Source organism: Bacillus sp. CH_70 (assembly GCF_038007045.1).
Classification (GTDB): domain Bacteria; phylum Bacillota; class Bacilli; order Bacillales; family Bacillaceae_G; genus Bacillus_A; species Bacillus_A cereus.
The window spans coordinates 4867237-4892000 of sequence record NZ_JBBOWL010000001.1 but is presented as its reverse complement, the minus strand read 5'-3'; the positions used below and the strand labels follow the sequence as shown (position 1 = coordinate 4892000).

Below are 24764 nucleotides of genomic sequence, written 5' to 3'. Positions count from 1 at the left end.
GTCTGTTTTTTTATGTTAAAATTGTTCACCTGTCATAAGTGACATGAAATGTTTGAAGAAGCGGTTATAATCAAAATCAATTGCTATTTGATGACTCGGCCAATCAATAAATGGTTTAGGTTCTCCTAAAGAGCGAAATTCTCCAATGCTTGCCCCCTGTGCATAAGATTCTGTCATGACAACGATAGGTGATTTGTGATAGGTAAACATAGAGTTATCAAGTAAAGCGAGTATTGGCATTGTGTCATGGAAGGGGCTGCCCTTTAAATGTGGTAGGGCGTCTTTATAATATCCGTAGTAATAATGATCGAATAACGGTTTGACAAGTGGGGCTTTTCCTTTTGCCTCAATGTATTCGGCCATTTCGGGTGTAATGATGGAATATTGGGTGACGTTTAATGGGTATATGTACATGTTAGCTGCGGATTGAAGGACTATATTAGCTGCAGTAGGATCGCCATAAAAGTTTGCTTCGGAAATAGGGGTAACATTACCAGGATGTAAAAAGGCACCGCCCATTACGTAGTAAGATTTAACTTGCTCCATTAATTGTTTACATACGATAAATAAAATTGCTAGGGAGGTAAGTCTTCCTAAGCTTACAATAATTAATTCATCTTTATACTGTTCAATAAGAGGAATAACTTCAAAAAAATTCTCCATTTCTTCGTTAGTTACATTCACCTTTGGAATAATTGGCCCGAGCCCTTGTTTCCCGTGTACATCTGTAAAAAAAGCAGGAGGAGCACCAGTAATTGGACGTTCTGATCCACCAAAGATTTTGATATTTCTACCCTTTACTTCGCTTGTAAGAAAATGAGCATTTTCTACGGCCATTTTTTTTGGAACATTGCCGTAATCAGCAACGATACCGACGATTTCTATTTCATTGATAAAGAATGCTAAGAGGAGAGCCATCGTATCATCAATCCCAGGATCACAAAAAATGAGAACTTTTTTGGGCATATGTTCACCACCTATCTTGTTTATCCCGTACAAACCCGCTTGGTGAGGAATGATCAATGGGGATGAGGAAACCCTCAATGATTAAAGTTTCACTTTATATATATGTAAGTTTAAGGATAAAAAGATTATTTTATTGAAATAACAGTCTTATAAATTCAGAAAATAAAAACTTTTTATATTAGGTCAAGGTTTTTGACGTAATTTTTGTTTGAAAATGTAGTCATATCAAGGTTGTAAGCGTATAACATAGGCTGTTTTTGCTGTCAAGTTGATAAATTGCAGCTTTTTACAATTTATACTATGATAAAGATATTAACAGAAGATCGTATAAACATGAGGGATGATGAACATGAAATTTACAAAGATTCTTGTCCAAATTGCTGCTCTTTACGTGTTTTATATGGTTGGAACTTGGGTGCAAGAAATGTTAAACATTCCAATTCCAGGAAGTTTGATTGGGATGTTCCTCTTACTTGTTTTACTTAGCCTAAAAGTTCTTCCAGTGAAATGGTTCGATTTAGGAGCAGAAACACTCGTTGCTATTATGCCGTTTTTATTAATTCCGCCAACGCTTGGCCTAATGAATTACGGTGCTTTTTTTATGAGTAAAGGAATTTCTCTTTTCATTACAGTTGTAGCGAGTACATTTTTAATTATTATTGTCGCAGGACATACAGGACAATATCTTGCGAATAGGAAGGAAAGAGAGTCGCGATGAGCCAAATATTAATCGGAATCGGTTGGGTTCTTTTTACGGTGCTATTATATCAATTATCTAAAAAAATCTATAAATTATTTCCAACACCATTCACCATTCCAATGCTTGTAGCAACAGGATTAATGGCTTTCCTATTTATCGTGCTTGATATACCATATCAACATTATATGGAAAGTGGTGGTGGCTGGATTGCAAAGCTACTTGGACCCGGTGTTGTAGCATTTGCAATTCCTCTTTATAAACAACGTCATGTTCTGCAAAAATATGTTGTACCGATTGCTGGTGGGGTATTAGTAGGTACAACAGTTGCAATCGCTAGTGATTTTGCTATTGCTTCACTTATGGGAACAGATAAAAGCTTAATCTTATCGTCTTTACCAAAATCGGTAACAATGCCAGTTGCGATGAGCGTTTCTGAACAAGTTGGTGGTGTACCTTCCTTAACAGCAGCTTTCGTTGTTATCGCAGGTATTACTGGAACAATTACAGGACCTCTCTTATTAAAATGGAGCCGTGTTACAAACTCAGTTGGTAAAGGTATCGGATTTGGATGTGCTTCTCATATTATGGGTGTTATGAGAGCAATGAAAAATAACGAGCATGAAGGTGTTATTGGATCGGTAACAATGACATTAACAGCAATTTTGACATGTTTACTTGGACCGTTATTTGCAATGATGTTTATGTAATAGAAGAAAAGCGAGGGCAACTCTATAGCTCTCGCTTTTCTATAGGATTTATGCTACAGTTACAATAACTGAATCTTTGTAGGAGGTACGCCAAGTGCATACGTTATTATCCGTTTTACTTATTACTGTATCGATTTTAATGATTGTTATGGTACTTATGCAGTCTAGTAATAGCTCAGGCCTTTCAGGTGCAATTTCAGGCGGTGCAGAGCAATTATTTGGTAAGCAAAAAGCACGTGGAATTGAAGCAGTATTAAACCGTATTACAATTGTTTTAGCTGTATTGTTCTTTGTATTAACAATTGCTGTTACGTACTTAAACTTATAGAATTGAAAGAAGAAGCGTTAGTAAGATGTACTAATGGTTCTTCTTTTTTGTTTTGCCATTTGAAAGATGTTTCTAATTAGATTATAGAAATGTAAATATGGTACACTAGATATAGAAAGAATACGACTAGATTACAGAAGAGAAAGAGGAGAAGTACATGATGAAATTAGCATCTCCGAAACCATTTACATTTGAGGGTGGAGACCGCGCTGTTTTATTACTACATGGATTCACAGGGAACTCAGCTGATGTACGTATGTTAGGGCGTTTCTTAGAAAAGAAAGGCTATACTTGTCATGCGCCAATTTATAAAGGGCACGGTGTACCACCAGAAGAGCTTGTTCATACAGGCCCTACAGATTGGTGGCAAGATGTAACGGAGGCATATCAGCTTTTAAAAGATAAAGGTTTTGAGAAAATTGCTGTTGTTGGATTGTCACTTGGCGGCGTATTTTCTTTAAAATTAGGTTATACAGTACCGGTTTTAGGTGTAGTACCAATGTGTGCACCGATGTATATTAAGAGCGAAGAAACGATGTACCAAGGTATATTGGCATATGCCCGCGAATATAAAAAACGTGAGCAAAAATCACCAGAACAAATTGAACAAGAAATGTTGGAATTCCAAAAGACACCGATGAATACATTAAAAGCATTACAACAATTAATTGCTGACGTACGTAACAATGTGGATATGATTTATGCACCAACATTTGTTGTACAAGCACGTCATGACGAAATGATTAATACAGATAGTGCTAACATTATTTATAACGGTGTAGAATCTACGTTAAAAGACATTAAATGGTATGAAGACTCTACGCATGTCATTACACTTGATAAACAACGTGACGAGCTACATGAGGATGTATATAACTTCTTGGAGCAACTAGATTGGTAAGATCTAGTTGCCTCTTTTTTTCATAAGGAATTTTTTGTGAAAACTGTAAAAATCATAAGGGGAGTATTGAAGTTTCGCTTTATCCCGCATTAACGGGCAGTAAGCCTCCCACCTTAAAATTCAGCGAAAGCAAAGAAGTTAGGTAGGGATCAACTGCCCGTAAAGGCCCGATTGGTTCAACTAATAATCAGTGGGGGGATGAACAAACCCCCACTGATTAAAGTTTCACTTTATACATCCCCTATCTTTCGGATACACTAAATAATATAAGGTTTTAAAGGAGGTATTTTTGCTTGGAAGAAATCATACAAGAACATATTGATAAGTTGTTATTATTTATGAGAGAAGAAGCGTATAAACCGCTAACGATACAAGAGTTAGAAGAGGCATTTGGAATTGAAGGTTCTGAGGGCTTTAAAGACTTTGTAAAGGCACTTGTAATGATGGAAGAGAAGGGACTTGTTATTCGTACACGTAGCAACCGTTACGGTCTTCCTGAAAAGATGAATTTAGTAAGAGGTAAGTTAATTGGACATGCACGTGGCTTTGCATTCGTTGTACCAGACGAGAAGAAAACGGGAGACGATGATCTTTTCATCCCTCCTACAGAATTAAACGGTGCACTTCATGGCGATACAGTATTAGCACGACTTAGTTCTCAATCGAGCGGTTCACGTCAAGAAGGTTCAATTGTACGCATTTTAGAGCGTGGAACGAAAGAACTTGTTGGTACATATACAGAATCGAAAAACTTTGGCTTTGTTATACCTGACAATAAGCGCTGGACGAGTGATATCTTTATCTTGAAAAGTGCATCAATGGGTGCTGTAGAAGGTCATAAGGTAGTTGTGAAAATTACGAGCTACCCAGAAAACCGTTTAAGTGCAGAAGGTGAAGTTATTCAAATTCTAGGTCATAAAAATGATCCAGGAGTAGATATTTTATCTGTCATTCATAAACATCATTTACCTTTAGCATTCCCTGAAGAAGTGATGGAGCATGCAAACAGTGTACCAGAAACGATTTCAGAAGAAGATTTAAAAGATCGCCGTGATTTACGTGATCAAATGATCGTAACGATTGATGGTGCAGATGCGAAAGATTTAGATGACGCTGTTACAGTAACGAAGCTTGAGAACGGCAATTACAAGCTAGGCGTTCACATTGCGGATGTAAGTCATTACGTTCAAGAAGGTTCTCCAATTGATGTAGAAGCAGCGGAAAGAGCGACAAGTGTGTATCTTGTTGACCGTGTAATTCCAATGATTCCACATCGTCTATCTAACGGTATTTGCTCATTAAATCCGAAAGTAGACCGTCTGACATTATCTTGTGAAATGGAAATCAACAACTTAGGTGATGTTGTTAAACACGAGATTTTCCAAAGTGTGATTAAAACGACAGAGCGTATGACGTATGCTGACGTAAGAAGCATTTTAGAAGATGAGGACGAAGAGTTAATTAAGCGTTATGAGCCATTAGTACCGATGTTTAAAGAGATGGGGCAATTGGCACAAATTCTACGTGAAAAACGTATGCGCCGTGGTGCAATTGACTTTGACTTTAAAGAAGCGAAAGTATTAGTAGATGAAGAAGGAAAACCGACTGATGTTGTTATGCGCGATCGCTCTGTATCAGAGAAGTTAATTGAAGAATTTATGCTTGTTGCGAATGAAACAGTAGCAGAGCACTTCCACTGGATGAACGTACCGTTTATGTACCGTGTCCATGAAGATCCGAAAGAAGATAAGCTTGAGCGTTTCTTCGAGTTTGTAACGAACTTCGGATATGCGGTAAAAGGACGTGCGAATGAAGTGCACCCTCGTGCGCTGCAACAAATTCTTGAAATGGTTCAAGGACAGCCAGAAGAAGTAGTTATTTCAACAGTTATGCTTCGTTCTATGAAGCAAGCTCGTTACGATGCGGATAGTTTAGGACATTTCGGTTTATCAACTGAGTTCTACACACATTTCACATCACCAATTCGTCGTTACCCAGATACAATTGTTCATAGATTAATTCGTGAATACATTATTAATGGTAAAGTCGACAATGAAACGCAAGCAAAATGGCGTGAAAAATTACCTGAGATTGCAGAGCACTCTTCTAATATGGAACGCCGTGCTGTTGAAGCAGAGCGTGAAACAGATGAGATGAAAAAAGCAGAGTATATGGTTGATAAGATCGGTGAAGAGTATGACGGTATGATTAGCTCTGTAACAAACTTCGGTTTATTCGTAGAGCTTCCAAATACAATCGAAGGTCTTGTACACGTTAGTTATTTAACGGATGATTACTACCGTTATGACGAGCAGCATTTCGCTATGATCGGAGAGCGTACAGGAAACGTATTCCGCATCGGTGACGAAATTACAATTCGCGTTATTAATGTAAATAAAGACGAGCGTGCAATCGACTTTGAAATCGTTGGTATGAAAGGCACACCTCGCCGTAAGTTCAAAGATCGTCCAGTCGTTATCGAGCAGCCAAGAACGGGCAGAAAGAAACGCGGTGGACGTAGCGAGCGCAGTAATGAGCGCGGCGGTGAACGTGGCACAGGTAGAAAATTTGACCGTGGTGGCAAAGGAAAAGGAAGAGGATCCGCATCTGCATCCACATCCGCATCCGCAAGTCAGCCAGGGAAAAAAGATGGTAACGGCAAGAAGAAAAAAGGATTTTTCGAAAACGTACCAGGATTCAAGAAGAAAAAGAAAAAGCGTAAGTAAGAAAAGAGTGGCTTCGCTTTGATGAAAAGCGGGGCCGTTTTCTTTTTTTATTGGTAGCTTGAGAGCGAGCCACTTTCGCTTTTTAATGGAATTCAGCTACAGTGGCTAGAATGTTCGGCGGCTTCGCTTCTTCTCTAGAGGCAAAGAGCGCCTCAAGGTCAGAAGCTCCATCCACCTCACATTCTGAACGAGCCACTTTCGCTTTTAATGGAATCCAGCTACAGTGGCTAGAATCTGTGGGCCATTTCACTCCCTCGGACGAAGCAAAAAGCGCTTCTCTGTCGGGAGTTCCAATGTCCAAAGATTCTGAGCGAGCCACTTTCGCTTTTTATTAACATTTGTTACAATAGTAAAAATAGAGGAGGGACGTTATATGCCAAAAGGTACAGGTAAGGTTATTGCACAAAATAAAAAAGCGTTTCATGATTATTTCATCGAAGAAACATACGAAGCAGGGCTTGTCCTTCAAGGAACGGAAATTAAGTCGATTCGCGCTGGTCGCGTGAACTTGAAAGATGCGTTTGCACGTGTACATAATGGTGAAGTATGGGTTCATAATATGCACATTAATACATACGAACAAGGGAATCGTTTCAACCATGATCCACTTCGTACGAGAAAATTACTTCTTCATAAAAAAGAAATTGATAAGCTAGCGGGCGCTGCAAAAGAAACAGGTTACGCATTAGTTCCACTTAGAATCTATTTGAAAAATGGATTTGCAAAAATGGCACTTGGTTTAGCAAAAGGTAAGAAACAATACGATAAACGTCACGATTTAAAAGAGAAAGAAGCAAAACGTGAAATTGCACGCGTGTTCCGTGATCGCCAAAAGATGTAATACAGATATTTACATTTGTAAAACGGCGCGCGTATGATATAATAACTTATGTAAGGTTGTTGCACATTGAAAAACAGCTCTTAGTAGCTATCACGATATTTTCTTCGTATGCTCCATTTTTATCATGGGGACGTTACGGATTCGACAGGGATAGTTCGAGCTTAGGTTGCGAGTCGAGGGGATCGGCCTCGTTAAAACGTCAAAGCCTATAATTGGCAAACAAAACAATCTTTCTTTAGCTGCTTAATTGCACTAAAGGTTCCTCCCTCCATCGTCCATGTGGTAGGGTAAGGGACTCAAACTAAGTGGACTACGCCGGAGTTCGCCGTCTGAGGGCGAAGGAAGAGAACAATCAGACTAGCAACTTGGAAGCCTGTCGATAGGCCGAAGAGTTCGCGAAATGCTAATATATCGACTACACTCGTAGAAGCTTAAGTGCCGATATTTTTGGACGTGGGTTCGACTCCCACCGTCTCCACCAATACATATTTGGTGGTTTTTTTATTTTGTATGATATGAACCATAATTTTGCCAGATTGGCGAGGTTATGGTTCTTTTTGTTTGTGGCAAAGTTATGGTTCCAAAAATAAAAGATTTTAAACCGTATCTTTATTATTGTCTACTTGACAGGGAAGTGACCACCTTACGTGTATATGATATTCATTGAATTTCTACAATTTAAAAGGACAATTTGTACCCATTGATAAAATTACTAGATTTATACTAAAAACACGCATTTTGATTAAGTTTTTTCAAAATGCGTGTTTCATTTATTTTTATATTTTACAATGATGCAAACAAACCTTCTTAAATTGTTTTTACCTATATTTGTATAAATAGCAAAGGAAATCTATACTTTCTCTAAAAAACCGCTTCTCTTTTATAAGAAAGCGGTTTTTTTATGAATATAACTATGAATTAACTTTAACTGTTCTGTTTATATATCTTTTCACTTTTGTTTTCCATGTGATGTATAATGCTTTCGCCTTCAACATCAATGTTAGGCAAAATTTTATCCAGCCATTTTGGCAAGTACCAGGCCGACTTACCCATGAGAGCCATGACCGCAGGTACGATTGTCATTCTCACGATGAATGCGTCGAAGAAAACACCGAATGTAAGAGCCATGCCTATGGATTTAATGATGCTATCAGGTGCCAACATGAATCCAATAAATACAGACATCATAATTAATCCTGCTGAGACTACGACTTTACCGCTCTCTCGCATTCCTTCTAAAATAGCTCTCTTCGGGTCGCCTGTATGCGTATATACTTCCCGCATCTTGCTTACTAGGAACACCTCATAGTCCATGGCAAGTCCGAACAGGATGCCAATCAGAATAACAGGCAAGAAAGCTAAGATTGGACTGGCAGCTGGGAAACCAAATAAATTTTGGAAATGCCCATCCTGCACGAAAAATACCACGGCTCCCAACGTAGCACCAAGAGACAGTAGAAACCCTAATACTGCTTTTAATGGAATGAGTAGAGATCTAAACACTAGAACTAAGAGTACATATGCGAGTCCCACAATAAGAGCAGCGAAAACTGGCAAGGCATCACTCAGCTTTTGCACAATATCAATATTCATCGCTGCTGTGCCCGTTACCATTAGTTCAATTCCATTTTTTTTCTCGGTCTGGTTTGATCTGTCCCGAATCGTATTTACCAAATCCTTCGTCTTTGTATCGTCAGGTCCTGTTTTTGGTGTGATGGAAATCATATAAATCTTTCCAGAAGGACCAGGGATAGCTGGTGTCACACTTTTCACGTCAGATAAGTCACCCAATTCTTTTGCAACGGTGTTCATAGTATTTTGCGTTTCAGCTGTTGCTTCCTCAGCTTTTGCCACTACCGCTAAAGAGGCATGAATTCCTTCTCCATATGCTTCCGTCAATAAATCATATGCTCTTCGTTCTGTCGTTTCTGTGGACTTTGATGTTCCATCAGAAAGCAGCCCAAGGTTCATATGGAAAAATGGAATCGTAATCACTGCAAGTAGTCCGATTGCGAAAATCGAAACAGCCAGAGGACGTCTTACGACAAATTCCCCCCATTTATTTGAACCAGTGCGTTTCTTACCTGCCCCAGTCATCTTTTCTAAGAATCGATTTTGTTTAGTTGGGGCAATCTTATGGCCGATAATTCCTAATATGGCCGGTAATATGACGACGGAAACCACCACAGCTATGAACACAGTGAAAGCAGCGGATACGCCCATCGCTATTAGGAATGGAATCTTTGTAACAGACAGTCCCAAAAGACCAATAATAACAGTTAATCCTGCAAAGATTACGGCACTTCCCGCTGTTCCAGTTGCAATGGCAATAGATTCTGGAACAGAATCTCCTTGTGCGAGCTGCTGTCTAAAGCGATTGATAATGAAAAGCGCATAGTCAATGCCTACTGCGAGTCCCAGCATGGCAGCTAATGTTAAGGAAACAGATTGGATTTCCACATAATTGGTTCCAATCATGATTCCTAGCATTCCAATCGCTAATCCGATTATCGCAGTGAGAATCGGAAGTCCAGCTGCTAGAAAAGACACAAAAGTAAATGTGAGGACTACGAAGGCAACAAGTACTCCAACAATTTCAGTCATACCTGAAGTCTCTGAGTCGGAAAACTTAATATCGCCTCCTGATAGCTCCGTTTGAATGCCGGCATCCCTTGTTGTTTCAATACTATCTAAAATCTTATCCTTAGAAGCTTCTGTGACCTTTTCCGCTTCCACTTTGTACGTAACAACTGCATATCCGATTTTCTTATTTTCACTAAGGTTCTGCAGTTGCATCGGTGCTGCCACAGAATCAACAGCTGAATCTTTTTTTATCTCACTTAGAACTTCTGCAATTTTCTGTTGTACTTCCGCTGACTCCAAGGTTCCGTTTTTTGGTGCTTGAAATACTACTTTTACTTGTGCACCTGCTGGTTGCATCGCTTTAAACTCTTTTTTAATTACTTTTCCTGCTTTATCTGCCGGTGTATTCGGAATGCTCATTTCATCATTGAAAGAGGAACCCATGTTGACTCCAATAAGTACAAATGCAATAAGAATTGCGAGTGCACTGAATATAACCTTTTTCCTATGATTTACTGCCCAATGTCCTAACTTATAAAGATATTTTGCCAATTAAATCTCACCCTACTCTCGTTGAAAATTTGTCTTGTTCTTACGTTGTAATTTAGAAATGTACAAACACCAAAATCTTATATTATTTATATAAAAGGATTTTAAAATGTATATTATAAATTGTATCAGTATATCTCACCCTATTTATAGCTTGCAAAATGGCGGAAAATTGCCAGTAGGAAACAAAGAAAATGGTACACATTGACAGCAATGATGGCCTTTTATACACTAACAATTGTACTTACATGTGTAAGTATAACAGTGAATTTTCATCTTTCAAGCACTATGTGAAAATTTGCACTTAAAACGAACAGAATGAAGGGATGTGTTAGTTTTGAGGAAGTCAAGAGAAGACAGTATACACTCTCAGAAATACATTATGGAGGCATTGAGCGCACTGTTGCATGAACATAAACTGCAAGATATAACTGTAACAGCTATTTGCAAAAAGGCTGGAGTTGCCAGAGTCACATTCTACAAATACTACCGCAACGTTTACGACGTCGTACAAGTATCAGTGGATGAAATTGTTCAACAATTTTTGAAAGAGGTTGATAGTTTGGATCCTTATGAAAGTATGCAGCTAATTATTGAATATATTATAGAGGGCTTTGTGTCTGCACAGAAGCCGTCAGGAAAGTTAATTGATGCAAATATATCTAGTATGATGCTTGATTATTTGAATTACACAATGGAAAAGGTCTTTCAAGCGGATATTACGCGCAATCATGACATAAGCAGAATGCAAATCCTGTTTTTAGCAGGCGGTATCTATAATATTGTTAACGATTGGATTAAAAGAGGGGCAAAGGAATCTCCCCAGGCACTTGCTGCAAAAATATACGAGATCCTTCCATATGGGACAACAGACACAAGGAATTTGGCAAATTCATGATGCAACTGTACTACCTTCGATTACATCTAAAAAATGGCATCACATAAATAGCTGTGAGTAGTTCATCTAACCATAAACGACCGTTTTTGGTTAAAAGAACAAAACTTTCTTTCATATAAAATTTTCTTAACGTTGTTGAAAGCGGAGGAATCGTCAGGAAAATGGGCTTAGTGTTGTAAATCCGCATTTTCCTGACGGTACCTCTAAAAGCAAAGGATATCATTACAAACACTTTTATCATTAAGCCAATATACTAAAACTCCGTTGTTAAAGTTATTGAATTTGTTGTATAAAAGCTTTAATGAATAAAATAGTAAGATTAAATGCCACATGCTGATAATAGGTATTTTTATTTGTCTTGTTGTAACATTCACGGCAAGTTTATGCTTCTTTTGTTTGTGGAAAAGTTAGGATTCTAAAAATAGAATGCTTTTAATTCTTCACTTCTTTCAATTCTATCCTTAATGCGTATCCCTTAATGATTACAAGTCTATCCCGTCAAAGCCTGGTTGATAAGACTTAATTACGTTTTCACTTTATTCAAATCTTCATATGTTTTGTATTTTTATCTATATCTATTGTAAGATTATATAGAGTTCTCCTAATAAACTGTTTTAATGGATTATTTAGGGGTTTTAAATTTATAAATCTTAAATTGTTTTTTGGGGATAATTTTTTATCTAACTAAGTTATATTGAAGTAGAGGTGAACCATCGGTGAAGCAAGTGTTGGTGATTAAAAATGAACGGTCTTCAGCAAAGAAAATCGTAAGCGGTCTAACGCAAGAAGGCTATTTCATTTTAAAACTTCACAATGAAAACGAAGGTTTAAATATAATATATGAACAAGACTGGGATATTATCATATTAGATTGGGATTCATTAAGTATATCGGGACCAGAAATTTGCAGACAAATACGGCTTGTTAAAAAGACACCAATCATTATTGTGACCGACAATATTTCTAGTAAGGATTGCGTAGCAGGATTACAAGCAGGAGCAGATGATTATATAAGGAAACCATTTGCGAAAGAAGAATTGGTAGCAAGGGTTCAAGCTATTTTAAGGAGAAGTAATTGTAACCAGCAAAATGAGATAAACTTTTTTCAGTTTAAAGATCTCTTTGTTGATGCATCTAGCAATATTGTGAAAAAAGGTGGCGAGAACCTCTCCCTTACTAAGCGCGAGTATGATTTGCTTGTATTTTTAATCAAAAACAAAAACACAATATTGAGCCGTGAAATGCTTTTGAATCAAGTTTGGGGATATAACGTAGTAGTAAATCCAAATGTAGTAGACTTATATATTGGGTATGTAAGAAAAAAGTTAAAGTGCGAGAAGAAAGACAGATATATTCAAACGATACATGGCAGAGGCTATTCAATGATTGACTGATAAAAATAAGATAATAAAAAAATGAGTAAAACTATTTCATTCGGTTTTACTCATTTTTTTATTAAATATGATAATCAAATAGTTTCTTAGAAGTATTAAAAGACGTAAAAAAATGGATTATGAAAGTATTAGCTATTAATGAGCGTGTTTTGTAGAGGAAATCATGGTTAATCAACACGCCCGATTTCACATATTACTTTGTGTGCCTGATTTTATTAATTCACACCATTCACAAGATTTTCACAGAATTAATGACTATACTAATTAACAGGATGTTCAAGTGAAAATGATTATCAATAGCGATTCAATTGAATGAAAATTACTTTCTAATTCAATCTATGGATGTCATCATTTTCGAAATAAATCACACTATAAGGAGTATACATATGAAAAAATCTATGCTTTTAAAATTAGTGAGTATTCTAGCAATTTTCACTTTAATGTTAGTAGCTTGCTCAGATTCAAGTAAAGAAACTTCGAAGGCTAATAATAAAGATAATGGTAGTGATAAGCCAAAAACGGTTGAAATCACTGATGCTCATGGAACTGTTAAAGTCCCTGTAAACCCAAAGAATGTAGTTGCTTTGGATAACAGAACTTTTGAAACTTTATCTGATTGGGGAATTAAATTAGCGGCTGCTCCAAAGGATATCATGCCTGCTGATTCAGCATATAAAAAGGATGAAAAAGTTCAAAATATTGGGAATCACCGTGAACCAAATCTAGAAATTATTGCAGCGGCAAACCCTGAACTTGTAATTGTTGGTCAAAGATTTGCTGACCATTACGAAGAAATCAAAAAATTAGTACCAAATGCAGCAGTTATTGATCTTAATTTTGATGTTTCTGAGAAAGCTACTAAGCCTGGCGAAAACTTAGTAAAAGGACTTAAAGATTCTACAGTTACTTTAGGGAAAATCTTTAATAAAGATAAAGAAGCTAAACAATTAGTAGCTGATTTTGATAAATCTATTGAAAAAGCAAAATCTGCTTATAACGGAAAAGATAAAGTTATGAGTGTTATCGTTACTGGTGGTAATATTGGTTTTGCTGCTCCACATTCTGGTCGTGTTTGGGGACCAATGTATGAAATTTTCGGTTGGACTCCAGCGTTAGAAGTTTCAAATTCTACTGCAGGTCATAAAGGTGATGACGTTTCTGTTGAAGCTATTGCACAAACAAATCCTGATTGGATTTTCGTATTAGATCGTGATGCTGCAACATCTGATGCAGCTAAGTCAACACCTGCTAAGGATGTTATTTCTAAATCACCTGCTCTTCAAAACACAACTGCTGTTTCTAAAAAACAAGTTATTTATGCACCAGAAGATACTTACACAAATGAATCAATTCAAACTTATATAGAGTTATTTGGAAATATGGCAAAAACTTTAGCTAAGTAGTGTAAAGGAGTACGAAACAGTGTCAAAAAATATAATTTCTAGGGTTGAGAATATTTCTCAACCCCAGTTTTATAATCACAATAAATTATGGACAAAACCTTTTATAATAGCAGTTATAGTTGTTATAATTTTAGGGATTATATCACTGTTTACTGGAGTTTATGATATACGTGGACAAGAGGACGGGACAGAGATGTTTTTCATAACTCGTGTTCCGAGAACAGCTGCATTAATGCTTACTGGAGCTGCGATGGCGATGGCAGGGCTCGTAATGCAACTCATTACACAGAATCGCTTTGTTGAACCTACTACAACGGGGACTATTGAATGGTCAGGCTTAGGCCTGCTTTTTGTGTATTTATTATTTCCTGCCCCGACTTTAGTTCAAAGAATGACTGGTGCAATCATTTTTTCTTTTATAGGAACTATGATTTTCTTTCTATTTTTAAGAAGAGTTAAGCTTCGTTCGTCTTTAATTGTTCCGATTATTGGATTGATGCTTGGAGCAGTAATTTCTGCAGTGTCTACTTTTTTAGGACTCCTTTTTCAAAAGACGCAAAGTATTGAAACTTGGTTTGTAGGTTCATTTGCTAACATTCAGGTGGGAAGATATGAATATTTATGGCTGATTGTTATCATTACTTTTCTTATTTTTATGTATGCTAATAGATTGACTTTAGCTGGACTAGGAGAAGATGTCGCAACAAGTCTTGGAGTTAATTACAATAGAATTGTTCTTTTTGGGACTGCTCTTATCTCTGTTGCAGTTGGAATTGTTGCAGCTGTTATTGGACACTTACCTTTCTTAGGATTAATTGTGCCAAATATCGTTTCAATGTTTAGAGGTGATGATCTTAGGAGTAATTTACCTTGGGTTTGTGTGATCGGAATGGGATCAATAACTGCCTGTGACATCATTTCTCGAACAATTATACAGCCTTTTGAATTACCTGTTTCTTTAATACTTGCAACAGTGGGAGCAGTCGTGTTTATTACTATTTTATTGAGACAAAGAAAACCAAGGAGGCTACGATGATCACATTAGAATATAGAAAAAAAGAAAATGTCGAAATCGATTCTAGCCTTCATAATGAAAGTAGATCAGCTAGCGCTTTTCGGTCTAAGAAGGAAGCAAGACGTTATTGGATTTTACTGATAACATTGATTGCTTTAGGTCTTCTTTCTTCATATGGACTTTTAGTTTATAACAATCCAGTTCCGATAGATTCACCTTCTTTTATCCCAGTCGTTAAGAGAAGGATAGTAGCTATTGTTGCAATGATTATTGCTGCGGTTTGCCATAGCTTGTCGACAGTTGCTTTCCAATCTATTACGAATAATAAAATTATTACTCCTTCACTTTTAGGTTTCGAATCACTTTATTCAGCAATTCAAACGAGTACAGTATTCTTCTTTGGTGCAAGTGCGTTAATAAATTTTAATGGAATTGGATCATTTTTATTCCAAGTTGTTGTTATGGTCTTCATGAGTTTGATACTTTATGGATGGTTACTTTCCGGTAAATACGGGAATTTACAACTTATGCTTTTAGTTGGAATTATTATTGGTACCGGGCTAAATTCTGTGTCAACTTTCATGAGAAAACTACTTGCGCCTTCAGAATTTGATATTTTACAAGCAAGATTATTTGGTTCTGTTAATCATGCAGATCCTGCATATTTTCCTATTGTAATTCCTATGATCATAATTGTAGCGGTATTAATTTTTGCTCATTCTAAGAATTTGAATGTTTTGTCACTAGGAAAAGATGTTGCTACTTCTTTTGGAGTTAAATACCAACCTAGTGTAATTTATACGCTTGTATTAGTAGCTATTTTAATGTCCATTTCAACAGCTCTAATTGGGCCACTTACTTTCTACGGCTTTTTAGTGGCAACTTTGAGTTATCAGGCAGCGTCAACTTATGATCATAGATATATTTTTCCGATGGCTTTTGCTATAGGATTTTTAATAATGACGAGCGCATACTTTTTAATGTATCATGTATTCCATGCTCAAGGTGTAGTTTCAGTTATTATTGAATTATTCGGTGGAATCATATTCTTAACTATAGTTTTAAGGAAGAGGGCTTTATGATAAAAATTGATAATGTTAAAAAGTTCTATACTGATAAGGTGAAAATAGGACCTTTGGATATTGAAATACCAAAAGCGGGCTTTACTTCTTTAATTGGACCAAATGGTGCTGGAAAGTCAACGACACTTTTGATGATTGGCAGACTTTTAGATATGGATGAAGGCCAAATTCAGGTAGCAAATATGGATGTTTCTGAATCCAAATCAAAAGACTTAGCAAAAGTTTTGACTATATTGCGACAAGAAAATCATTTTGTAACTAGGCTTACTGTGAGACAACTAGTTGGATTTGGGCGCTTTCCTTATTCAAAGGGAAGATTGACTAAAGAAGATGAGGCTATCATCTCTAAATATATCGATTTCTTAGATTTAACTAGTTTAGAGAATAGATATTTAGATGAGCTTTCTGGTGGTCAAAGACAAAGGGCATATGTAGCGATGGTATTGTGCCAAGAGACTGAATATGTACTTTTGGACGAACCTTTGAACAACCTTGATGTTGCTCGTTCTGTTCAAATGATGGAGCATTTAAGACGTGCAGCTAATGAATTTGGAAGAACAATTTTGACTGTTATGCATGACATAAATTTTGCAGCTAAATACTCGGATAAAATTTGTGCTATGAAAGATGGACAAATTGCTGCTTTCGGAACAGTAGAAGAGGTTATGGACCCAACACTTTTGACAGATATTTTTGAAACAAAAATAGAAATTATTAATGGTCCTTATGGGCCGATCGCAGTTTATTAGTTATAAAATGTCTTGCGTAGATTATGCAAGACACTCTAGTTGAAGTTGCTGTCTATATTTTATAGGCAGCAGCTTTTTTTATGTGATTACTCATAAAATGCAAAAGAATGCTTCACCTTTTCAAGTATGTACCAAGTGGAAAAAATATCTCTGTATAATTTTTCAAAAGAATTCAGCTTGTTTTTTGTATATGTAATATTGCATATCAGAGTGTATTGATAAAAGTGTAAGGGGTCACTATAATGAGGGCATAAAGATAAATCACATTTTCGTAGCAATAAAAAGGAGGAAATAATATGGAAATCGCAATGGCAGTTTTAAAATTTGTAGGTGGCGTAATCCCGTTAATTCAAGAACTTTTAAAAGCATTTATGTAAGTTTATTAGTTAGCTATCATTTATCAATCATTATCATATTTTACTAAAAAAAGAACGGGGTGATTTTTCTGAATATTAAGAAAAACACTAAAAGAAGAAAGTTCCTTACATGTTTATTAGTTAGTCTATGCACTATTAATTATTCATCTATTTCCTTCGCAGAAACACAAGCAAGTAATGTAACTGATGTAACCAAAAATGCTAGTGGCATTAATACTGGTATAGCAAATCTTAAATATAATAATCAAGAGGTTTTAGCTGTAAATGGTGATAAAGTAGAAAGTTTTGTTCCGAAAGAAAGTATTAATTCAAATGGTAAATTTGTAGTAGTGGAACGCGAGAAAAAATCACTTACAACGTCACCAGTCGATATTTCAATTATTGATTCTGTAGTGAATCGCACGTATCCAGGAGCTGTACAACTTGCAAATAAAGCTTTTGCAGACAATCAACCAAGTTTATTAGTGGCTAAGAGAAAGCCTTTGAATATTAGTATAGACTTACCGGGCATGAGAAAAGAAAATACAATCACTGTCCAAAATCCGACATATGGTAATGTAGCTGGAGCAGTAGACGATTTAGTATCTACTTGGAATGAAAAGTATTCTACAACACATACGTTACCTGCAAGAATGCAGTATACGGAATCTATGGTTTATAGTAAATCACAAATCGCAAGCGCTCTTAATGTTAACGCTAAATATCTTGATAACAGTCTAAACATTGATTTTAATGCGGTTGCAAATGGAGAGAAAAAAGTGATGGTAGCGGCGTATAAGCAAATATTTTATACGGTAAGTGCTGAACTACCTAACAATCCATCCGACCTTTTTGATAATAGCGTTACTTTTGACGAGTTAACTCGAAAAGGCGTAAGTAATTCGGCTCCACCTGTTATGGTTTCAAATGTAGCTTATGGTAGAACGATTTATGTAAAATTAGAAACAACATCTAAGAGCAAAGATGTACAAGCTGCTTTTAAAGCCTTACTTAAGAATAACAGCGTTGAAACAAGTGGACAGTATAAAGATATTTTTGAAGAAAGTACCTTTACTGCTGTAGTATTAGGCGGAGATGCGAAAGAGCATAACAAGGTTGTTACTAAAGATTTCAATGAAATCCGAAATATTATTAAAGATAATGCTGAATTAAGTCTTAAAAATCCAGCATACCCAATTTCATATACAAGTACTTTCTTAAAAGATAATGCAACTGCTGCTGTTCATAACAATACAGATTATATTGAGACGACAACTACAGAATATTCAAGTGCTAAAATGACACTTGATCATTACGGTGCTTACGTTGCTCAATTTGATGTATCTTGGGATGAATTCACATTTGATCAAAAGGGTAACGAAGTACTAACACATAAAACGTGGGATGGTAGTGGAAAAGACAAAACGGCTCATTACTCTACAGTTATCCCTCTTCCACCGAATTCAAAAAATATAAAAATTGTAGCAAGAGAATGTACAGGTCTTGCATGGGAATGGTGGAGAACAATTATTAATGAACAAAACGTTCCATTAACAAATGAAATAAAAGTTTCAATTGGAGGAACAACATTATACCCAACAGCTAGTATTAGTCATTAAGTATAAAAAAAGCGCCCTATAAGTAGGGCGCTTTTTTACTTAGTCACAAATTTTATTCCTCTATTTGCCGGGCGGCCCGATCGGTGAGGGCTGATTAATAATGTAATTCCTAATATAGTTAATCGGCGTTGATTTACTTCTTCACGTAAAATGGATTGAAATGAAATTCCTATTACTTGGACAAGTGTTGCTAAAAGTGTGGCAATTGGAGGAATAAAACTTTAAAAAGTTTATGTTCTTTTGTTTGCGGCCAACTTAAGAAACTTTTGTAAAATGATAGGATTACAAAAATGTAATGTGGGTGTAAGGAAACTGGATTGTACCATCTTTATGGTTAAAGCATACTTAAGGTAAGGAAGATTTATATTTTAACGGGTATAAATCTTACAAGTAGAATAGAAAGGTTAGGTATTATCATATGAAATGGATCATGAGAATTTTTGTGTTATTAGCTATAGTAGGAGGTGCTTTCTACTATATGAAGTCAGGGAATGGATACTATTTGACTAAACAATATTATGTAAAAGTAACGACTGATTCTAAAGTAGAAAACGAAAAATTGAGTAATGGAGAAGTTCTTACGTATCATGTTTACGATGAGAAGGTGTACGATAAAAAAGGGGAAGAAAGAGAACTGAAAATTTCCTTGCAAAATGAATTGGAAAAAAATCAATATTATTTGATTGATTGGGAAGATCGCCGTGGGATTGTTTCTAAAATAGCTAAAGTGAATCAAGCAAAAATAGATAAAGGTATTTTAGATAAGTTGAACGCAAATTCATAATATTTCAGGATAAGTTAATCAAAAGCTGTGTTAGCGTAAGATTTATAAGAAAAAGGTATTGTAGCAAAAATAAAAGAGATTATTATAAAACAAAAAAGACCGAACCGTCTGGTTCTGTCTTTTTTTAGGAGTGAATGGACGAGTTCATACGAAATTAAAGAGGTTAGGTTTATAATTTAGCAAAAGATCTGTCTCAAAAATTAGGACATGATATTTCTGTCGAATCGAAAGAGAACGAATATATAAAGGTGACAACAGATTTTCTTAAAGCGAATCAATATCATAGGATTGCCAAAGTATAAAAAACATTTTTTCCACGGAAGAGGTGTTTTTTTAATAAGGAATACAAATAAAATTATTTTCAAAATATGTGGTTGGAATTCAAGTAAACGCAATTTTAGTGAATACATTTTAAAGTCTTGCAATCAAATCAATCTTGATATATAGTTTAGTTAAGTAAACTAAATCAAATTGTGTTCGGGGGTTTTGAAATGGAAAAAGAAATAATTTCAAACGAAAATAAACAAAAAAAGCCATTGCTTTTTAAAATTGGAATAGGACTTCTAATCATATATGTTCTACTTTGGGGAAGTGCTTTAATCATACCATTTACTTCACTTTCGACGCAGGTAAAGACCATTGTCATTCCAGGGTGTATAGTAATAGGAGAAATTCTATTTTTGATAGGTGCTGTCTTTGTTGGAAAAGAAGTGGTGGCAAAATATAAAAAGTATTTAAACCCGAAAAATTGGAGAAGAAAAGGTGAGAGAGAGAAGTATGATAAATAAAAATATAGCTGAGGAAATCAATCAAACACTTGAAGAACTATGGATATTACTTGAAACGAAAGAAAGATCTTATACGAATTTTAATTTAAATAATCAGCAATATACGTTGTTAACATTAATTATTAGGTACCCATCATCCACTCCTAAAGAGTTAGCTGAAAAAATGAATGTGACGAAAAGTGCCATTAGCCAGCAGTTAGTGAAACTTGAAACGGAAGGATATATTTTCAGAAGGCAACATGCAGAAGATAAACGTGCATTTTCAGTTGAATTAGGTGAGAAAGGCTTGTTATATAAAAAAGAAATGGATGCATATATGCAACAGGTTTCTGAAAAATATTATGCAAGTTTATCACCTGAAGAATTAACAAACCTTTTATCAGCGCTTCAAAAGCTAACGAAAGTAATTGATGAGCTGTAGTGGTTATTCAATGTAAAAAATAGTATACGCTGAACAAAACGGTCAGCGTATACTAATTCATGTTTCGAATATAAAAAGTAGATTTTTAATCAAATCAATTAAAAACTAAATTGTGGTTTCATATCACCTTTATAAGGTTCATGTTCAACGAATATAGTTATATCCTTACCAGCTTGGTCTTTACCAGTTCTTTTATACGTAAATTTATTCTTATTTAGTTCAGTAAGCTCAAGAGCAGCACCGTATTTATTATTTCCAATTGAAACATGGGCTCTTATTTTATTTTCGTGTACAACATCGAAGTAGCCATAATCACCGCGGCTTTGACCTGTTTCGCTATTGAAGAACTCATATTTATTAGATTTGTCATCAAATTTTGCTAGACTTATAAAATTCGAATTAAACTGTGTTACATCGTTACCAGCTTCATCTAATACCTTTGTTCCGTGCCAAAGGGTACCGCCCAAAATTTTATCTCCATCAACGTTTTTAACAATATCTCCTGTAGTCGTGTTCAGCTGCTTGTCCGGATCAGTGAAAGAAAGTTCTTTTTCTTTATATGGAACATGTTCAACGAAAACTTCTACATCTTTACCGTTAGCGTCTTTCCCCATTCGTTTATAAGTAAATACATTTTTATTTAGTTTTGTCATGTCAACGACAGCTTGATACTTCATTGATTCTGAAATTAATATTCTCTTCTTCCCATCATTTGTGACAAAGAAAGTTCCTTTATCGCCACGACTTGCACCTGTTTTAGCATCAAAAAATTCATATCTGCCTGACTTCGCATCATATTTTGCAAGACCAATGAAGTTTGCATTCTCTTTTGTTAAGTCATTCTTATCTTTGTCATACACTCGTGTACCTTGCCAATTTGTCTCGCTAAGAATATTAGCCATTTTTTGTCCTTTAGTTAATTTATTTTCCTTTTTTGTTTCTTTGGCAACTTGTTCTTGTTTTTGTTTCCCATGATTTTCTTCAGCTTTAGTACCAGCACACCCTGTTAATGCTAATGTGAATCCGAGCAGTACGGATGATAGTGCTTTTGCTTTTTTGTTCATGTTTTATCGTCTCCTTATTTTATGATTTCAAGTAGTACGGTTAGCGATTATAGTAGCAGTGCGTCATAGATGAACTTAGTTGCTACGTTTCCTATGTTAATCCCCGACTATAAACTGCCTCTAAATAAAACATTAAAAAAAGATAAACTAATTCCTAAAAAATGTTCATATTTATAAAAAATCGCTAGATTGCTGTAGTGCCTACGAGTAATCCAAAAAATACATTGTAAAGAAGAAGGAAAGCCGCTAACAATAATGTAATTGCTAATAGAGCTAATCGATTGTAGTACAAAACTTTTGAGAAAAACTGTAGGGGAAATGAAGATTTTATAGAATTCGTTTCATATAGGAAGGGGATGTCCATGTTTGATTCAACAGATTTTAAGATTATACAATTACTACAAGAAAACGCTAGAATGAACTGGAAGGAAATTGGGGAGATAGTACATTTGACTGGCCAGGCTGTTGGGAAACGAATTAATAAATTAGAAGAAGCAGGTGTTATTCAAAAATATACGATAAATATCGATAGGGCGAAGCTAGAAGGTTCTATTATGACCTTTGTTACACTATTTTTACATGCACCACACTATCATAATCAAATTCAAAACTTTTTTGAAAAAACGGACGTAATTACTGAAATGTATCGTATAAGCGGCGATGGATGCTATATCATGACTCTTCACACATCTTCGCATCAGCAATTAGAAGAGGCTCTTGCAGATGTTTTACATTATGGTGATTATCGTATAAATACTGTCATTAAGACGATGGAAAAAAAGAAAGAATAAGATACTTATCCTTTCTTTTTTTTCATATGGAACTGTAATTCTTTATTTGCTTTTGTTTATAAAACAGTTTGCCGACATGACTGTTGCATAAATATCACCAAACTCTAATGCGCTCATGAACGATTGATGAGCGTGTACTGCGGGGATTAGATTTCCTTGAAATTCTAAATCTTTTGTTGTACAAGCATCTTCAATTACAATACATTGAAATCCGAAGTCACTGGCAGCGCGCACTGTTGCATCAATACATACATGAGTCATCATACCGCAAATGACTAGTCGGTCTATTTTCTCTGTCTGTAATGTTTCTAATAAATTTGTTCTTAAAAAACTGTTAGGATGATGTTTTTGAATGACTCTTTCTTTAGCAATCGGTTGTACATCATCATAAATTTGAACCCCTACTGTATCGGGTAAGAAGAAAGTAGCCCCTTCATTGTTCGCAATATGTTGTACGTGAATAACTGTTTTATGTTTTTCACGAAATGCTTTCAAAACTTCTTTCGCTTTTTGTGCGGCTTTTTCAGGTTGATGTAATTCCATATTGCCGCCTTCAAAGTAATCATTTTGTATGTCTACTAATAGTAACGCTTCGTTCATCGTTATTCCCCCATACTTAGTGATTCAGCACGTTATTTGTACTGTACCGTTATTATATAAATTGTAGCTATGCGGAAGTAATAACGTTATGAAACGATTTTAACGGATATAGTTTCAGTGTGAAAAAAGTGAAAGTTGGTATAAGTACAAATGGATTTTGTGGAATTCACAGCAAGGTTATAGATAGAGTGGCATCGCAGGGTTAAAAATCATACCTTTGCTGGAGGAGCGGGTTATGTTTTTTTATGAGGAAATGCGATTTTAAGTTTTTGCTGAAGATGTTTTTCTAGGATATGCTGTGAGTGATTGGAGTGAGGTAGTGTCAGATATTGTCGACCAATCGATATATTGGAAAAATCGTTGATATATTGTGAGTTGTGATAGATATATTGAGAAAATCGTTGATATATTGTGAGTTATGATAGATATATTGTGAGTTATGATAGATATATTGGAAAAATCGTTGATATATTTGTAAAGGGGTGTTTGAGGTGATTGTGAAAGAGAGAAAAATGCCGATTTATATAAGACAGTTAGAAGCACTTCTTAGAAGGTTACCTGTACATCATCCGAAACGAAATTTAATTGGAGAAAACTTGGCAAAACACATGGCGGGGTATAAAGGAGAGCAAGCGATTGATTATCCGCTTAGTTTTATTTCTGAGAAAGAGTATAGTGTTTTACATGATGTTCGCTTATGTAATTATGATAAATACTTTCAAATTGATACTATTATCCTTTCCACAAAGTTTCTTCTTTTTCTTGAGATAAAAAATATAGCAGGTACATTAATGTTTGATGCAAAGTTTAATCAACTTATCCGAATAACAGAAGGAAATTCAGAGGGATTTCCAGATCCGGTTTTACAAATAAAAAGGCAAGAAATACAACTAAAGAAATGGTTAAACTCACATGGATTTTCCTCTAGTCTTCCAATTGAGTCCCTCGTTGTTATTAGCTCGCCTCGTACCATTATAAAATCTTCAGATGACAATCTTCTTCATACAATTATTCATAGTGCCAATTTACCTCATAAAATAAAGTGGTTTGAAAGTAAATATAAGAGAAAAGTTATAGATAATGTAGATAGGCTCATTCATCAAATAATAGCGGAGCATTCTCCACTTCAACAAAATATACTTGAGCAATATAAAATAGAAAAAGAGGAGTTGCTAAATGGAGTACAATGTGAGAAATGCTTAGTTATTCCAATGGTTAAAGTTAAGAAGGGTTGGCGTTGTACAAGTTGTAAAGATTTTTCAAAAGTGGCACATGTGGATGCTATACGAGATTATGCATTGCTCATTAGTAAGACATGTACGAATGGTAATTTGAAGGAGTTTCTCAATGTTTCGTCGGGTATGGTTGTAAACAGAATTCTCCACACACTAAATCTTCCCTACACTGGAAACAACAAAGGACGAATATATGATTTAACTTCTTTCCAATCGTAATTTTGCTATAATAAATAAGTACTTATACGAAGGGGAGTCTAAAGA

At 35.5% G+C, this 24764-nt stretch carries 23 protein-coding genes and 1 other RNA gene; 19 read left to right on the top strand and 5 right to left on the bottom strand.

Features of this window, described 5'->3' with window-relative positions; all coding sequences use genetic code 11:
* Positions 1-15 precede the first annotated feature (15 nt).
* Positions 16-966: a nucleoside hydrolase gene (locus N2V79_RS25130; protein WP_001125071.1), complete on the bottom strand. Its 951-nt coding sequence runs from the start codon at positions 964-966 to the stop codon at positions 16-18.
* Between the two features lie 349 nt (positions 967-1315).
* On the opposite strand from N2V79_RS25130, the gene N2V79_RS25125 reads away from it, so the two are divergent.
* The 5 genes from N2V79_RS25125 (at position 1316) to rnr (ending at position 6328) form a co-directional block, all read left to right on the top strand.
* Positions 1316-1684 (top strand): CidA/LrgA family holin-like protein, encoded by a 369-nt coding sequence (locus N2V79_RS25125; RefSeq protein WP_000673222.1) that lies wholly within the window; start codon positions 1316-1318, stop codon positions 1682-1684.
* Positions 1681-2373, top strand: a complete 693-nt coding sequence (locus tag N2V79_RS25120) for an LrgB family protein (RefSeq protein WP_000078304.1) — start codon at positions 1681-1683, stop codon at positions 2371-2373. Before N2V79_RS25125 ends, N2V79_RS25120 begins: the two co-directional genes overlap by 4 nt.
* A gap of 94 nt (positions 2374-2467) precedes the next feature.
* Positions 2468-2701 carry a preprotein translocase subunit SecG gene (gene secG / locus N2V79_RS25115; protein ID WP_000557266.1) on the top strand — a complete coding sequence of 78 codons (234 nt, stop codon included), beginning with the start codon at positions 2468-2470 and terminating at the stop codon, positions 2699-2701.
* Between the two features lie 160 nt (positions 2702-2861).
* Positions 2862-3602 carry a carboxylesterase gene (estA, locus tag N2V79_RS25110; RefSeq protein WP_000761986.1) on the top strand — a complete coding sequence of 247 codons (741 nt, stop codon included), beginning with the start codon at positions 2862-2864 and terminating at the stop codon, positions 3600-3602.
* 293 nt (positions 3603-3895) lie between these two features.
* On the top strand, positions 3896-6328 hold the full coding sequence (rnr, locus tag N2V79_RS25105; RefSeq protein ID WP_075719987.1) for a ribonuclease R: 2433 nt from the start codon (positions 3896-3898) through the stop codon (positions 6326-6328).
* A gap of 82 nt (positions 6329-6410) precedes the next feature.
* Here rnr and N2V79_RS25100 read toward each other — a convergent pair whose 3' ends face one another.
* Positions 6411-6578, bottom strand: a complete 168-nt coding sequence (locus tag N2V79_RS25100; protein WP_256424561.1) for a hypothetical protein — start codon at positions 6576-6578, stop codon at positions 6411-6413.
* Between the two features lie 123 nt (positions 6579-6701).
* Between N2V79_RS25100 and smpB the strand changes: the two genes are divergently transcribed.
* Both smpB and ssrA read left to right on the top strand, forming a co-directional pair.
* Positions 6702-7169: an SsrA-binding protein gene (smpB, locus tag N2V79_RS25095; RefSeq protein ID WP_001123920.1), complete on the top strand. Its 468-nt coding sequence runs from the start codon at positions 6702-6704 to the stop codon at positions 7167-7169.
* A gap of 126 nt (positions 7170-7295) precedes the next feature.
* Positions 7296-7650: a transfer-messenger RNA gene (ssrA, locus tag N2V79_RS25090) on the top strand.
* A 443-nt stretch (positions 7651-8093) separates the two neighbouring features.
* Here the strand turns inward: ssrA and N2V79_RS25085 are convergent.
* Complete coding sequence (locus N2V79_RS25085; protein ID WP_340720286.1) at positions 8094-10304, bottom strand: MMPL family transporter; 2211 nt, start codon at positions 10302-10304, stop codon at positions 8094-8096.
* 379 nt (positions 10305-10683) lie between these two features.
* On the opposite strand from N2V79_RS25085, the gene N2V79_RS25080 reads away from it, so the two are divergent.
* The 10 genes from N2V79_RS25080 to N2V79_RS25030 all read left to right on the top strand — a co-directional run bounded on the left by N2V79_RS25080 (position 10684) and on the right by N2V79_RS25030 (position 20810).
* Positions 10684-11199, top strand: coding sequence for a TetR/AcrR family transcriptional regulator (locus N2V79_RS25080; RefSeq protein WP_043935894.1), 516 nt, complete (start codon positions 10684-10686; stop codon positions 11197-11199).
* Positions 11200-11915: 716 nt separating this feature from the next.
* Positions 11916-12593 carry a response regulator transcription factor gene (locus N2V79_RS25075; RefSeq protein ID WP_088025093.1) on the top strand — a complete coding sequence of 226 codons (678 nt, stop codon included), beginning with the start codon at positions 11916-11918 and terminating at the stop codon, positions 12591-12593.
* 386 nt (positions 12594-12979) lie between these two features.
* Positions 12980-13996, top strand: a complete 1017-nt coding sequence (locus N2V79_RS25070) for a siderophore ABC transporter substrate-binding protein (protein WP_139019786.1) — start codon at positions 12980-12982, stop codon at positions 13994-13996.
* A gap of 19 nt (positions 13997-14015) precedes the next feature.
* The gene (locus N2V79_RS25065) at positions 14016-15032 is read left to right on the top strand and encodes an ABC transporter permease (RefSeq protein WP_025686661.1); all 1017 of its coding nucleotides are present in this window, start codon (positions 14016-14018) and stop codon (positions 15030-15032) included.
* Entirely contained in the window at positions 15029-16093 is a 1065-nt protein-coding gene (locus N2V79_RS25060) for an iron chelate uptake ABC transporter family permease subunit (protein WP_000631245.1), read from the top strand. The genes N2V79_RS25065 and N2V79_RS25060 overlap by 4 nt, the downstream gene beginning before the upstream one ends.
* Positions 16090-16842 (top strand): iron ABC transporter ATP-binding protein, encoded by a 753-nt coding sequence (locus tag N2V79_RS25055; protein WP_000590061.1) that lies wholly within the window; start codon positions 16090-16092, stop codon positions 16840-16842. The genes N2V79_RS25060 and N2V79_RS25055 overlap by 4 nt, the downstream gene beginning before the upstream one ends.
* A gap of 436 nt (positions 16843-17278) precedes the next feature.
* Complete coding sequence (gene alo / locus N2V79_RS25050) at positions 17279-18817, top strand: anthrolysin O/cereolysin O family cholesterol-dependent cytolysin Alo (RefSeq protein WP_000576745.1); 1539 nt, start codon at positions 17279-17281, stop codon at positions 18815-18817.
* Between the two features lie 418 nt (positions 18818-19235).
* Positions 19236-19601 (top strand): YxeA family protein, encoded by a 366-nt coding sequence (locus tag N2V79_RS25040; protein WP_002164645.1) that lies wholly within the window; start codon positions 19236-19238, stop codon positions 19599-19601.
* 491 nt (positions 19602-20092) lie between these two features.
* Positions 20093-20389: a transporter suffix domain-containing protein gene (locus N2V79_RS25035; protein ID WP_000409981.1), complete on the top strand. Its 297-nt coding sequence runs from the start codon at positions 20093-20095 to the stop codon at positions 20387-20389.
* A complete protein-coding gene (locus N2V79_RS25030) occupies positions 20379-20810 on the top strand; it encodes a MarR family winged helix-turn-helix transcriptional regulator (protein WP_000608841.1) in 432 nt (143 codons plus the stop codon). The genes N2V79_RS25035 and N2V79_RS25030 overlap by 11 nt, the downstream gene beginning before the upstream one ends.
* Positions 20811-20908: 98 nt before the next feature.
* Here the strand turns inward: N2V79_RS25030 and N2V79_RS25025 are convergent, their stop codons facing one another.
* On the bottom strand, positions 20909-21874 hold the full coding sequence (locus tag N2V79_RS25025; RefSeq protein ID WP_001034143.1) for a DUF4822 domain-containing protein: 966 nt from the start codon (positions 21872-21874) through the stop codon (positions 20909-20911).
* 356 nt (positions 21875-22230) lie between these two features.
* Here N2V79_RS25025 and N2V79_RS25020 point away from each other — a divergent pair, with 356 nt between their 5' ends.
* On the top strand, positions 22231-22665 hold the full coding sequence (locus N2V79_RS25020) for an Lrp/AsnC family transcriptional regulator (RefSeq protein ID WP_053563387.1): 435 nt from the start codon (positions 22231-22233) through the stop codon (positions 22663-22665).
* 42 nt (positions 22666-22707) lie between these two features.
* On the opposite strand, the gene N2V79_RS25015 is transcribed toward N2V79_RS25020, so the two are convergent.
* Entirely contained in the window at positions 22708-23265 is a 558-nt protein-coding gene (locus N2V79_RS25015) for a cysteine hydrolase family protein (protein ID WP_340720285.1), read from the bottom strand.
* A 497-nt stretch (positions 23266-23762) separates the two neighbouring features.
* Here N2V79_RS25015 and N2V79_RS25010 point away from each other — a divergent pair, with 497 nt between their 5' ends.
* On the top strand, positions 23763-24719 hold the full coding sequence (locus tag N2V79_RS25010; protein WP_016079776.1) for a nuclease-related domain-containing protein: 957 nt from the start codon (positions 23763-23765) through the stop codon (positions 24717-24719).
* Positions 24720-24764: the final 45 nt, after the last annotated feature.

What these genes read in the sequence shown, in the direction of transcription:
- N2V79_RS25040 (WP_002164645.1), top strand. Translation starts at nt 19,236, where the DNA reads ATGAAATGGATCATGAGAATTTTTGTGTTATTAGCTATAGTAGGAGGT.
- N2V79_RS25025 (WP_001034143.1), bottom strand. Translation starts at nt 21,874, where the DNA reads ATGAACAAAAAAGCAAAAGCACTATCATCCGTACTGCTCGGATTCACA.
- N2V79_RS25060 (WP_000631245.1), top strand. Translation starts at nt 15,029, where the DNA reads ATGATCACATTAGAATATAGAAAAAAAGAAAATGTCGAAATCGATTCT.
- N2V79_RS25125 (WP_000673222.1), top strand. Translation starts at nt 1,316, where the DNA reads ATGAAATTTACAAAGATTCTTGTCCAAATTGCTGCTCTTTACGTGTTT.
- estA (WP_000761986.1), top strand. Translation starts at nt 2,862, where the DNA reads ATGAAATTAGCATCTCCGAAACCATTTACATTTGAGGGTGGAGACCGC.
- N2V79_RS25035 (WP_000409981.1), top strand. Translation starts at nt 20,093, where the DNA reads ATGGAAAAAGAAATAATTTCAAACGAAAATAAACAAAAAAAGCCATTG.
- smpB (WP_001123920.1), top strand. Translation starts at nt 6,702, where the DNA reads ATGCCAAAAGGTACAGGTAAGGTTATTGCACAAAATAAAAAAGCGTTT.
- N2V79_RS25080 (WP_043935894.1), top strand. Translation starts at nt 10,684, where the DNA reads ATGGAGGCATTGAGCGCACTGTTGCATGAACATAAACTGCAAGATATA.
- N2V79_RS25120 (WP_000078304.1), top strand. Translation starts at nt 1,681, where the DNA reads ATGAGCCAAATATTAATCGGAATCGGTTGGGTTCTTTTTACGGTGCTA.
- N2V79_RS25030 (WP_000608841.1), top strand. Translation starts at nt 20,379, where the DNA reads ATGATAAATAAAAATATAGCTGAGGAAATCAATCAAACACTTGAAGAA.
- N2V79_RS25130 (WP_001125071.1), bottom strand. Translation starts at nt 966, where the DNA reads ATGCCCAAAAAAGTTCTCATTTTTTGTGATCCTGGGATTGATGATACG.
- N2V79_RS25020 (WP_053563387.1), top strand. Translation starts at nt 22,231, where the DNA reads ATGTCCATGTTTGATTCAACAGATTTTAAGATTATACAATTACTACAA.
- N2V79_RS25015 (WP_340720285.1), bottom strand. Translation starts at nt 23,265, where the DNA reads ATGAACGAAGCGTTACTATTAGTAGACATACAAAATGATTACTTTGAA.
- N2V79_RS25055 (WP_000590061.1), top strand. Translation starts at nt 16,090, where the DNA reads ATGATAAAAATTGATAATGTTAAAAAGTTCTATACTGATAAGGTGAAA.
- N2V79_RS25070 (WP_139019786.1), top strand. Translation starts at nt 12,980, where the DNA reads ATGAAAAAATCTATGCTTTTAAAATTAGTGAGTATTCTAGCAATTTTC.